The organism is Acidithrix sp. C25 (assembly GCF_904848545.2).
The window spans coordinates 286,658-299,174 of sequence record NZ_CAJHCI020000003.1 but is presented as its reverse complement, the minus strand read 5'-3'; the positions used below and the strand labels follow the sequence as shown (position 1 = coordinate 299,174).

Here is a 12,517-nt window from a genome sequence, read left to right as displayed (position 1 = left end):
TTGGTTCTTGCGAGCTATTTCCAACGGATACGGATAAAAGCCATGGCCATTGCAAAGTCCAGCTGAATGTCGCTTTACCTGGCCTGACACAACAGGATTGACGTTTTGTTTCAGTAGCTGTTAGAAATAGAGGATGCAAGAACCGCCAATCGATGTGGGCCGGATAAGCGTTCGTCCTATACTTCTGAGCGAGCAGGCCCGTTTCGATGCTGGTCTCGATGAGCATCACTGGCTCGGTCACCGTCTCGTAGGTGAAACGATGCGCTATGTAGCGCTATCCCCAGACGGGGAATGGCTGGCACTGGTTGGCTTCGGAGCTGCTGCGCTTGCATGTCGTCCACGAGATAGCTTTGTTGGCTGGAGTGATGAGATACATTTCAAGCGATTGCGCTACGTGACCAACAATCAGAGATTCTGTATTCTGCCTGCTGGAAGACAGGCTAACGTCGCCTCAGCAGTACTATCTCGTTGTCTCAAGAGGTTGAGTGACGATTATGAGCAGCGTTGGGGCCACCCAGTGTTCTTGGTCGAGACCTTCGTCGATCCATCCCGTCACCGCGGAACTTGTTATCTTGCATCTAACTTCACGGTATTAGGAACTACCCTCGGCTATGGCAGGGTCTCTGGTCGCTACGTCCATCATGGCAAACAGAAACTCTGTCTCGCCCGTCTACTCAGGCGTGACGCTCTCTCGATCTTGTCTGGTGAGTTCGACCATCCAGCGATTTCATCTACTCCGCGAAGGAAGGCACCTTTGATCAACCTAAATAACGTGAACTTCGAAGGTGACAGTGGTCTCCTCGCTCGTCTCAGCCAGATCTGTGACCATCGCAAACCACGAGGTGTGCGTCACAGCCCCTCAAGCGTCTTAGCTGTCGCAGCGTGTGCAACAGTCGCTGGCTTGTCGAAGTCTGACTGCAATCGGTGAATGGGCAGCTGACTGCCCACAAGAAGCCCTTGCTCGCCTTGGTGCCAAGTTCCACCCGGTGCACAAGCGGTATGTTCCACCATCGGATGCTACTATCCGCAAAATGAGCAATGTTAGGTCTGATGCATCATTCAGCATGGTTCGTGATTAGTTCCCACCTGGGAAAACAGTTTTAAGCAGTTCTATAGGAGTTTGTCCATCGCGCACCAAAGCGCTGGTGGGAATGGCTATATAACACCTGTAGTCAGTTAGATGCAATAATGATGCATCTAATAAGTTGGGTTAGAGTACATAATGCTGTATCTGATGCCACAACAGGGAGGAGCGCGAATGAGACGTCCGTCTGGTTCGGCTGCATTGGTTTTGGTGGGTGCTGGAACGCCACTGCGCGTAGAGCCGATGTTATTTGATGCAATGTTGTAGGGATGGCGATGTCAGCATATGGCGCGTCGACTATCTCCTTCTATGATTCGAAGTCGTAAACGAGTGGTAAGGCGATTCGGTGACTACTGCGAAACCTGGCCCTGGGAGTGGCAGTCTCAACAGTTAGATGCCTGGATTGCCCAAGGCAACTAGTCACATTCGACAATCAGATCTTACCAAGGATCAATAGCTTTGTTTTTGGGGTTTCTCTGTGACCCTCACTATGGATGGACAGCGGAATGTCTCAGCCAGGTAGCTGATCTCAAAGACCACATGGTCTCGACTGAGACTTCTTTCTACGTGACGAGCCTGACATCAGCTGAAGCAGGTGCGGATCGGATAGCAAAGATCGTTCGGGGTCACTGGGAGATAGAAAACGGACTGCATTGGGTCCGAAATGTCACCTGGGAGAAGGACAGATCGCAGGTGAGAACTGGCTCTGCGCCACGTAGCCTCGCCTCATTCCACAACCTCGCAATTGCTGTTCTTCGTCACGCTGGAGAAACAAACGCTGCACGAGGCCTCAGGTGGGCATCACGCGAGCATGCCAGGCCGCTCGCACTACTCGGCATGTAGCCACCAAGCTCCCACCAACACAGCACCTTTACACCGTCACGCTGGTTCAGCGCGCCATCGAAACAGAAAACACGTGCCAGAAGGAAGGAGTGGAAGTCAACTCAGGGAAATCGAGCCTCAGATGACTACCGAGTTGATTCTGTCGGCCTTCGGTGACTGCCTCAGATGATGGACTTTGCGAAGGACCGTGGGATAAAAGCCATCTCTGAAATCAACTATTCCCAACGAAATGCTCGAATGGCGACAAAGGCTCCTAGCAAAATCGTCGCAGAGATAACCGACAGATCCACGCCTAGGTTTGTGCTGGTTCCCAGCCATTGTGACTGAAGTAACTTAACTCCGTAGGTAAAGGGAATGAAGTCGCTAATTTTTATCATTATCGATGGAAAGATAGCCAATGGAATTGTCACTCCCGAGAGAAAAATAACCGGGAAGTAAACCAAATTGGCGATGACAATCGCCTGACGTTCGGTTCGCGCTAAAGCTGCGATCAAGGCACCGACCGAGTAGACCCCGAGCATGACCAATATAAGAGCAAATATTGTCGTGACAATATTCTTTGGCAGATGAAGGCCAAAGAATATCAAGCCAGTCAAAACGAGGAGAATTACTCCCCCGATGGTCAGTACCAAGTTTACGATACCCTGTGCTAGTAGAAATGAGGACGACCGAGCCGGCGTCGAGGAAAAGCGCTTCAACACACCACGTTCACGGTATTCACCAAGTCCAAGGGGAAAACTCATCAAACCTGTGACGCTTATAACCAACACAAGATACGCCGGTACAGAGCTGTCGACAACCCCCCGACCCCCGAAACGAGCCGACGGAGTGCTCCCATAGATTCCACCAAAGATCGACAGCATCATGACCGGAAAAACAAGGGCAAAGAAGACAGGAACAAAGTTCCGCGCCATCCGCTTGGTTTCAAACCAAAGTATTCCTCTAAACACTTGTCTGCTTCCTTGCCTTGTCGCAACTTTCGATAAGCGCGAGATAAGCTTCCTCAAGATTGGGCGATCTAAAGTGCGCGATCGCTGGCGAAAATCCTTTAGCGCCAATCCATAAAATGATTCTTTCAGCCATTTCGGGGGTAAAAGTCCGAAAAGTCGCCCGAGTATCGGTCGCTGTTACATCTTGGGGGTCTCCCAAATCTAAGAGTTGTTGGACCTGAGCCTCATTCATCAACGTCGTATCTACCTCGATTTGTGGAGATCCACCATATGTGGAAACAAGTTCTTTTGGAGTCCCCAAAAATACAAGGCGACCTCCATGCAAAACTCCGACCCTAGAACAAAGAGCTTCCACCTCATCCATATAATGAGACGTCAAAACGATGGTTTTGCCAGATGTAGCCAGGCGACGAATGATCTTCCACGTAGCACGCCTTTGCTCTGGATCTAGACCGGTAGTCAGCTCATCGAGGAGTAGAAGTTGAGCAAAACCCACCTGGGTCAAAACAAGCGCCAATCGCTGTCGAAGGCCACCGGATAATGAGCTAACCAAGCTACTTCGTCGATCCGCAAGCCCAAATTCTTCCAACAAGGAATCGCTAGCGTCCCGAGCGTTATAGATGCTCTCATAAAGTGTGCACATGTCGCCTACTGTCACACGACTCGGAAAGGCGGAGTCCTGTAGCTGAATAGCCACCATGGCCTTTAAATTCTTTTGTTGAGTTAACGGGTCAAATCCGAAGGTCGAGATTGATCCACTTGAAGAGACCGCCCGCCGCAACCCGGCGATCGTCTCGAGAATAGATGTCTTTCCAGCGCCATTTGGCCCAATAAGGCCAAAGAGCTCGCCGCGGGAGACGCTAAAAGTTACATCCGACACCGCAAGAAGGTCACCGTATCGAATACTTAGACCCTCTATCTGCACCACATCTGAGAGGCCGTCTAAGTCAACCAAAGATTCCTGCTCCCAAAAGAAGATCCACACAAATTCGCCAACGAGATACCGCCGCGTTACTTGCTTGCATGAAAATCACGCACCCACGAACAGAAAGGTTCTAAACGGACAAGATAAAACTACCAAATAATTCCAATAGGACAACTACTAAGACGTATAAATGAAAAAAAATCGAAACGATAAAATCTTAATCGATCTCTTGTCATAATACCAATTCAGGATTGCCACAGATGCAAAAACCACTCGGCTTAGCCATTGCTCTGGCTAAGCCGCCAGCCCCAGCGATTCCATCTATATTGAAAAAACTCTAAAAAACTAAATGCCGCCCTAAAAGAAATAGTCGCAGTTCATATCACCGGGGGGGGCTTTTTCAACATTCTTTCCAAAGGAGAGATATGCCCCAAGCTGGGAAAACGATTAATTTGGAAGATTTAGCGGTTATATGTGGAGTTCACTTTGCAACTATAGATATTTTGGCGGACAAAGAGCCACTACTTGCGATTTCCAAATAAAAAAATTGCATAAGTGGCGAAGCTTTGCAATCTAACCCATCGCCAAGCTGATCAAAACAAGAAAGACCACCTAAATCCAAAGATCCAACTAAGCCATCACCAGCAACCAACGCGAATAGAGCATCTACAAAACGGCCCACTTCCAAAAGTGCGACCATAGACTCGGCAAATAGCCCCACTTTTTGTCTTCGTCGTTAGAAAGTTACGGTAACGGACTTAGTTCACATCTTGATTCCATAGATATCGACGGTTGACCCATAAAGCACCGAGGTGCTAGCCAGCGGATTCTGAAGAATTATAACGATACTTCCCTTGGGCGCATATACCGAACCAACGCTCAATCCGACGCCGGCTAGGGCTGCCTGAGCTTGCGAAAGTGTCATTCCTGTCAAATCAGGGACACTAACTAAGTGTGGACCCTGTGAGACCACAACCGAAAGCGTACTGCCCCTTGCGACGCTATTGCCCGCTGGAATATTCTGTGAAATTATTGAACCCGATGGGACCGAATTCGAATAGGCCACCTGGGATGTCAAGTTGAGACCCTGACTTCCAAGTGTCGACTTTGCCGCCGCAAGGCTTTGCCCAACCAAGTTCGGCACAATACGCGGCACCGGACCTTTTGAAATTACAAGTGCCACCTTAGAACCTTGTACGACCTTGGTTCCGGTAATAGATTGGGAGATAACATCACCCGTAGGGACGGTTTCAGAATATGAGCTAGAGGTGGTGTAGCTCAAATGGTTAGAGGTGAGTGTATCAATAGAACTCTGAAGCGGATCACCTACTACATTTGGAACTGCTACCAAAGGTGGCCCCAGCGAAATGGTGAGATTTACCTTGACACCTTTTACAACCAGAGACCCAGGCGATGGAAATTGAGATACCACGTCACCCTTTGGGATAGAGGGGTCATAAACCGAGGCAGAAGTAGATGCCACGCCGCCCGCTTTAGTAATACTGCCTTGAGCCACAGATGCAGCCTTGCCAATGACATTTGGAATGGAAAACTTTGCCGGAGAAGAGAGAGCGCTTATAGCTACGATTAGCACCGCCACAACAAGCGCGAGGATGCCAAGCAAAACAGCACTGCGCTTGAAAACCGAACGACGCTTTTGCGACGATCCCGTGGCATCACTTCCTTCACCCTTCGATTTCTTGAGCCTTTTCGATACCTTTACCCCGTCGGACTGAGAGTCCTCTCTAGGGCCTCTCGTTTCTTGGTTTGATTCAATTAAAGTTTGACCCGCTACAGCCCCGACTTGGCCAACGGTTAAGGTGCTATCCGCATCGGCTTGTAGCGCTTCAAACCAATGCAGTTCCCCTAGACCACTCTCACTATCAGAATGAGCCTTTTGGTCCACTGGAGCACTAGAAGTTTTCGCGCTTGTCCCACTCAAAGCTAGCGTGGTTTCTTCTGGAATTAGAAGGTGCTCATCTTGATCGAAAAACTCACCTTTAGCATTCGCTAACTCCACGGACCTCAAAAAATCGTTAGATGGACTCGGCGGCACAAATTTAGAATCCAAAACGCCATGTTCTGGGTTTAATGCCCCCTCAAGGTCAATTCCAACAGCGCTACTAGGCACAATGACAGGTGGTATACGCGAAACAGTAGTAGGCGGGTCAAAAGCATTCTTTGATGGCGTCCAAGACGTCAAATCAAGCGGATCTGGTATTGGAAGTTCTCTGGCGATAACCGCCAATCGCTCAACTACTGAAGCTGCAGATGGGCGATCCTTGACGCCCAAAGAACCCATCTCGCTGACGAGATTGCGTAATGGACCAAGCGAATCCGGAACGACGATACTTTCCTTGGTCCTTGCCATAACCGTAGCAAAGGTGGTATCCGACAAAAAAGGAAGTTCTCCTGTTATCGCTTCAATAATCACAAGAGCAAAAGAATAGATATCCCCCTCTTGAAAACATTGCTCTCCTCGAGCCTGCTCTGGAGAGGCATACCTCGCGGTTCCAATGACCACTCCAACTGGTTCAGTCCATGCAGCCTCAGCTAAGGCTCGAGCTATTCCAAAGTCGGCGACTCTTATTCTGCCTTCATCGTCAAAGAGCAGGTTTGAGGGTTTTATGTCACGATGAACATATCCCCGATTATGGGCATAAGCCAACGCTTGGGCAATCTCAAGCGAAATTCGAGCGGCTTGCGGGATTGAAAGTTGGACTCCCGAGTCCAAATAATCCCTAAGAGTGCCGCCACCTAAAAATTCAAAGACTAAAAAAGGAGCGCCATGCTCTTCGCCAGAGTCAAAGACCCTAACGATACTGGGATGATTCAAGGAAGCTGCTGCCTTGGCTTCAGCGTGAAATCGCTTTATAAAGGCAGCATCCGAGCTCAAACCTTCATGCAAAAGCTTAACGGCGACCCGGCGACCTAAGGTTAGGTCCTTAGCGGCGTAAACCACTCCTGACCCACCTTGGCCGACTAAATCGACCAGTACATACCTATCTAAAAGAACCGCACCAATGTGCTCACTTAGCCGCTTCAAACGCAACCATCTAGATCGATAACCTCTTGAAAAAAATTTGACACATAAAAGCCAATTCCTTGATGATTCTAGATGGAATTCACCAAAATAAGGGGGGATTTAGCGATAAGCAAAATATCTAAAGTTCTATTATAGGTCCCAAAGCAATTGTTCGCCATTAAGCAGCGCCACGAAGAAATCTTCATCTTTCACGGGTATATTCAGTTCACGTGCTTTGGAGACCTTAGATGCTCCCGGGTCAGCACCAACTATGAGAGCTGTGGTTTTTTTCGAGACGCTTGAGACCGCCTTACCGCCACCAAATTTTATTGCTTGTTCAGCCTCGTCCCGGCTAAAACCCCGTAAAGTTCCACTCACCACAAAGACACGATTGGCAAAAGGACCAGAGCTCGAGGAGGAGGTAGCTTGGTTCGATGGCCTCTGCGTTGACCTTGGTCGCACCCCCAGTTCAATCAATGAATCAAGGAGCCCCTGCTGTCGCGGATCATTAAAATAAGATTCAACTCCCGCGGCTATGGTGGGTCCAATTCCTTCAATCGTTGAAATCTCCGATGCCCTAGCCCCTCTCAGCTTCTCCAAGCTTCCAAAATAGTCAGCAAGGGCCTCACTGGCCACCTGGCCAACATGGCGAATTGTTAGCGAAACCAAGAACCTTGCAAGGGGCGGTTCCTTTGACTTTTCAATCGAATCTATAAGTGCACTTGCACTCTTTTCGCCAAATCGCTCCAGTGACAGAAGTTGCCCAGCTGTCAGACGATAGATATCAGATACATCTAGTAGAAGTCCTTGTCGATAAAGTCGCGAGATTATCGACTCCCCAAGGCCCTCGATATCCATCCCAGACCGAGAAGCAAAGTGCGTCATGCGAGCTACAGCCTGAGCTGGACAAAGATAATTCGTGCAGTAGCGATCCACCTCTGTCTCATAGCGAACGAGCTCACCCCCGCATTCCGGGCAAAGCTCTGGAAACTTCCAAGGAGAAGAACCTGCAGCTCTCTCGCTTAGAACCACTCCCAAGACCTCGGGTATGACGTCGCCAGCCTTGCGTACAATTACCGTATCACCTTCGCGCAGGTCCTTTAGTACGACCTGATCTTCGTTGTGCAAGGTTGCTAATCCTACCTCCGACCCTCCAACCACCACGGGCTGCAGTTGCGCAAAAGGGGTGGCGCGACCGGTCTTTCCAATCGAGACAAGGATGCGCTCCAATTTTGTATGGCGTTCCACTGGTGGGTACTTATAAGCGATAGCCCAACGAGGTGCCCTTGAAGTTGATCCAAGCAGTTCTCGATCCTCGATAGAATCGATCTTCAAGACTGCACCATCGATCTCGTAATCTATTGTTTCACGACCACTTGACCATCGAGTTATGAGTTGGGCAATCTCTTCTAAATCTTTAGCTCTAGTCGTATTGGGATTTGTAGGAAATCCAAGTTCTCTCAGATATCCAAGAGAATCGAAATGACTTTCAAAGTGGGCGTTCGATGAGTAAGCAATTTGGTAGGCAAAAAAACTCAAATTGCGGCTTCTGGTTACCCTGGGATCTTTGACTCTTAGGGAGCCCGCTGCGGCATTCCTTGGATTGGCAAAGACTTTGGGCTTCTCACTTGGCGAGAGAGATTCATCCGATCTAGCCTTTAGCGCCATCTCGTTATGGTGATCAAAAGAAGATAATGGCATGTAAATCTCACCACGCACTTCAAGATCTATATCATTCCTGTGGGGTCCAAGCGTCTTTGGGATTGCATCGATAGTCAAAACATTTGCAGTGACATCCTCCCCCATCGTCCCATCGCCCCGGGTCGCTGCTTTTACCAAGACACCTTGCCGATAGGAAAGTGCCATTGCTAGACCATCTATCTTCAACTCAAAGCAAAACTTCGGGCTCTTAGTTTCATCGACCTCTCGAAGTGTTTTGAGGGTTCTTTCTACCCAGCCACCGAGCTCCTCGATCGAAAAGACGTTGTCCAAACTTTGCATTGGAATCGCATGAGTAACCGATCTAAAGAGCTCGTGAGCCAGACCTGAAACTTTCGCAGTCGGAGAGGTATCGCTTCGAAGCAGCGGGAACCTCTCCTCTAGATCTCGAAGCTGAGAAAACGCTAGATCGTAGTCATAGTCCGAAACCATGCTGGTGTCTAAAACGTAGTAGGAAAGATCCCATTGGCGAATTTGAGACTCAAGACGCCTCATCAACAAAGACGCCTCGATCTCATCTGCGGCTTCGAAGTTCATTGCATCCACTCCCAGGTCCAAATAAAAATAGATCAACTATTAGATCATTATCTCAAAAAATCTGCATCCGAATCGAGCCAGATTGCCATAAAAACTCATTGCGCTTGACAAACCCACTTTGGAACTAACCCACTTTGGTTAGCCACTGGCAAATCCAATCCGATATCAGACTGCCAAATTGCCTAATTTCAAAAATCCCTATGGCAAAGTTGGTAGCAGTGGAAAAGTGGTGACAGAATTTGCCTCGGCGCACCCCAAAGAAGAGATAAAAAGAGAAATTTACTGACCCAGCCTCATCTCACAACCCCACTTCCCAACACCTCATCATCCCTATAAAAGGCGACGGTTTGACCGGGGGCGACCTTACGAATGGGTTCATCTAGCTCTACCCTATCAAGCCAAAAGGTGCCGCCTTTAACGTAACCGTGCGAAGAAGTCTGAATCATCACATGAGATCCCTCCTCGATTGGCCCTAGAGTCGTGGCAAGATCTCCAAAGTGAAGCATCGACGCGTAGGTATCATCAAGCGTCCCCATGACGATCTTTCGCTCGTCGTTACGCACCTCTATCACGTATCGACGTTTCGAGTCGCCCACGGTTCCCAATCCCCGCCGCTGCCCAATCGTCACTGTCTCAATAGCTTCAACCTTACCGAGTTCGCTCCCAGTATCTGAGTCGACAATTACACCTTCATGGACAGCTGTTCGCTTAGAGAGAAACTCAACTCTTGAAGTGGTGGAGGCAATAAAACAGACATCTTGGGAGTCAGGCTTACTAGCCGTGATAAGACCAGCATCCTTAGCAATCTCTCGAACCTGCTCTTTAGGAAAATCTCCAATCGGAAGAATCAATCGACCTAAGCGCTGTTGATTTAGCATAGAGATCACATAGGATTGATCCTTTTTCGGATCGATACCGCGCAAAAGATGAAATCCGTCTACTCGTTCCTCTACCCTTGCATAATGGCCAGTTGCCACCATATCGAATCCAAGACGTAGCGCTCGATCGATAAATAAGTCAAATTTAATCTTCCGGTTACACTCTATGCAAGGATTTGGAGTCAATCCACTTGAATAAGACTTAACGTAGTGGTCAACTACATTAGATTCAAACTCTTCTGTAAAATTAAAGACATGGTGGTCTATTCCAATTCGTCCAGCCACCATTCGAGCGTCTGCCACATCCGAGACAGAGCAACAACCCGAATCGCTAACTCCACCCCACAACTTCATTGTGGCGCCAACAACTTCATGTCCCGCATTTTTCATCATCAACGCAGCAACAGAAGAGTCAACCCCACCCGACATCGCTATCAGTACTCTCACTTGATTATTTCTTCCTGAAAAACGAGGCAAATTGCCAAAAACCTTGTTCTGCACAAGGTACCAAATATGATTCTGCCTAGTTCATGGGCCAACCATGAACAAAGAAAAACAGAAATTAAAAATGTCAATTCAATCGACTTCAACCCAAGCTAACTATTGCTCGCAATAGGATCAGCCGCCAAGAGATCACTTCCTTGGTATAACTTTGCTCACAACGCTCGGGCAATCCGAAATAATCCCATCCGCGCCTCTCTCGAGAAGAAGTTCTACCTCCGCAGGATCATTAATTGTCCAAACATGCACCGCCTTGTCCGCTGCATGTGCTGCATCGATGAATTCCTTGGTAGCAAGTTCAATCTCGCCGTAAAAGTGCGGAATCTGGAAAGCGACATAGGGCACCGCAAGTGCTACTGCAACTGCGCTTTTGAACGAATTCAAAAGCGCAAAATAAAACTCCGAAACTTCACCCGGCCCCGCCGATGTGGATATTTCAGAGTTATACTTTCGAACTGCAAAAAGAGAGGAATCCCTAAAGGAGGCAACCATGACTCGATCGATTGCTCCACCAGCAACGATCTCGTCGACTACCTGCGTCTCGTAGGGAAGCGAATTTGGAGAGGCTTGTTTTATGTCGACATTGATATAGACATCTTTGTATCGCTCCAGAATCTCCGAAAATAGAGCAATTCCGAATTCCGGATTCTCGGGCGCAAGACCTCTATAGACATAGTCTTTAGGTGGATGACCAACGCTATTTGCCTCCATTGAGTCGGGGACAAACCAGTAACTGTTATCTAGGGCTGAGAGCTCTTCCCAAGTTAGATCCGAGACTCGACCCTCCCCTGAAGAAGTTCTATCAACACTTTCATCGTGCATAACTATCAAAACGCCATCAGCGCTTCTGTGGATATCTAATTCCAGCCCAGTCATACCCAATTTTATTGCATTGTCCATTGCGTAAAAGGTCGAGGCCGGCGCCTCGAAAGCTCCACCTTGGTGAGCGTAGCCTATAACACGTTGTTCTAGCCACTTATTAGCCATCTTTGCCTTTGGTCTTGAAAGTTACACCGCTACCATGCTAGATCAAACTTGCAGATCCCAACTTCATCAAATAACCATTTCAACCAAACACCTTATTCAAAGCGGCCTAGTCGATTATTCCCTCTCTGCGTGCAGTAGAAACGGCCTCGAGCATCGAATGACACTCCAACTTGGAGATTATCCTTGCGATATGATTTCTAGCTGTATTTAAAGAGATATTCAAAGATCCAGCAATTTCCGCAGCCGAATTACCAGCATCTAACATGTGAAGGACTTCGATCTCTCTCTTGGTCAAATTATCACCAACACGCTGACGCCGCCCCGACAGGATACTCAAAACCTCAGTAGCCATCGAAGGCTCCATTACGGATCGCCCTCTCACGGAGTCGCGGATACCACGGATGACGTCGCTCAGGGGCATATCCTTAGTCAAGAATCCAGCAGCGCCATGCGAGACTGCAAATGCAGCGCTACGAGCATCTCTAACAGCAGTTAAAACGAGTATGGCCACTTCGCCATTCAGCAGCCTAAGGCGTTCAATAACATCCAGTCCTTCGTCTTCACCGAGGCGCATGTCCATAAGAACCACATCGCAATGATAACTTCTCAACATCGAGGCTGCCTCTGAGCCATCTTTAGCCACACCTACCACATTCATATCAGACTGTGCCGAAAGTGCCATCGACATAGTTTCAGCAAAGACCGTGTGGTCTTCTACGATCAATATCTGAATGGATTCACCTAGTATCAATAAAGGCCTCCGTAAACATAGCCCATCTGGTCATCGTCGATCGCTGTTTGCAAAATTGACGTCTGTGAAAAGTTTTTAGAGCAACCTGACAAAAACTCTGAGGAGAAGTCTTCGAATTTACTTCCTAATTTCAAAGACTATAAAGTCATCGTCAAATCACTTGATTAGGATAGGCTTTGAGCCCAAAATAAGAGTGCTGTAACGCCCGCCCCCAAAAAACCTAAAGTCACCAACAACATACGGCACCGCCAGTCGCACTCCCCGAAGCCGCGATACCATATTCAAATCGCACCCGATCAAACATATCCCTACAACTA

9 protein-coding genes are annotated in these 12,517 nt (G+C 48.4%); 2 read left to right on the top strand and 7 right to left on the bottom strand.

Annotated features, from left to right (window positions below; genetic code table 11):
* Positions 1 to 133 precede the first annotated feature (133 nt).
* Both ACIDITHRIX25_RS000000100440 and ACIDITHRIX25_RS000000100435 read left to right on the top strand, forming a co-directional pair.
* Positions 134 to 928, top strand: coding sequence for a Druantia anti-phage system protein DruA (locus ACIDITHRIX25_RS000000100440; RefSeq protein ID WP_201731933.1), 795 nt, complete (start codon positions 134 to 136; stop codon positions 926 to 928).
* A gap of 615 nt (positions 929 to 1,543) precedes the next feature.
* Positions 1,544 to 1,927, top strand: a complete 384-nt coding sequence (locus ACIDITHRIX25_RS000000100435) for a transposase (protein WP_201731932.1) — start codon at positions 1,544 to 1,546, stop codon at positions 1,925 to 1,927.
* Positions 1,928 to 2,142: 215 nt separating this feature from the next.
* On the opposite strand, the gene ACIDITHRIX25_RS000000100430 is transcribed toward ACIDITHRIX25_RS000000100435, so the two are convergent.
* The 7 genes from ACIDITHRIX25_RS000000100430 to ACIDITHRIX25_RS000000100400 form a co-directional block, all read right to left on the bottom strand.
* Entirely contained in the window at positions 2,143 to 2,877 is a 735-nt protein-coding gene (locus ACIDITHRIX25_RS000000100430; protein WP_201731931.1) for an ABC transporter permease, read from the bottom strand.
* Positions 2,870 to 3,832: an ABC transporter ATP-binding protein gene (locus ACIDITHRIX25_RS000000100425; protein WP_201731930.1), complete on the bottom strand. Its 963-nt coding sequence runs from the start codon at positions 3,830 to 3,832 to the stop codon at positions 2,870 to 2,872. The genes ACIDITHRIX25_RS000000100430 and ACIDITHRIX25_RS000000100425 overlap by 8 nt, the downstream gene beginning before the upstream one ends.
* Before the next feature lie 733 nt (positions 3,833 to 4,565).
* A complete protein-coding gene (locus tag ACIDITHRIX25_RS000000100420; RefSeq protein WP_201731929.1) occupies positions 4,566 to 6,848 on the bottom strand; it encodes a Stk1 family PASTA domain-containing Ser/Thr kinase in 2,283 nt (760 codons plus the stop codon).
* Positions 6,849 to 6,977: 129 nt separating this feature from the next.
* A complete protein-coding gene (gene ligA, locus ACIDITHRIX25_RS000000100415) occupies positions 6,978 to 9,083 on the bottom strand; it encodes an NAD-dependent DNA ligase LigA (RefSeq protein WP_201731928.1) in 2,106 nt (701 codons plus the stop codon).
* A gap of 293 nt (positions 9,084 to 9,376) precedes the next feature.
* The gene (gene mnmA, locus ACIDITHRIX25_RS000000100410; RefSeq protein ID WP_201731927.1) at positions 9,377 to 10,408 is read right to left on the bottom strand and encodes a tRNA 2-thiouridine(34) synthase MnmA; all 1,032 of its coding nucleotides are present in this window, start codon (positions 10,406 to 10,408) and stop codon (positions 9,377 to 9,379) included.
* A 186-nt stretch (positions 10,409 to 10,594) separates the two neighbouring features.
* Positions 10,595 to 11,449, bottom strand: coding sequence for a glycerophosphodiester phosphodiesterase family protein (locus ACIDITHRIX25_RS000000100405; protein WP_052606649.1), 855 nt, complete (start codon positions 11,447 to 11,449; stop codon positions 10,595 to 10,597).
* Positions 11,450 to 11,555: 106 nt separating this feature from the next.
* On the bottom strand, positions 11,556 to 12,200 hold the full coding sequence (locus tag ACIDITHRIX25_RS000000100400) for a response regulator (RefSeq protein WP_052606650.1): 645 nt from the start codon (positions 12,198 to 12,200) through the stop codon (positions 11,556 to 11,558).
* Positions 12,201 to 12,517: the final 317 nt, after the last annotated feature.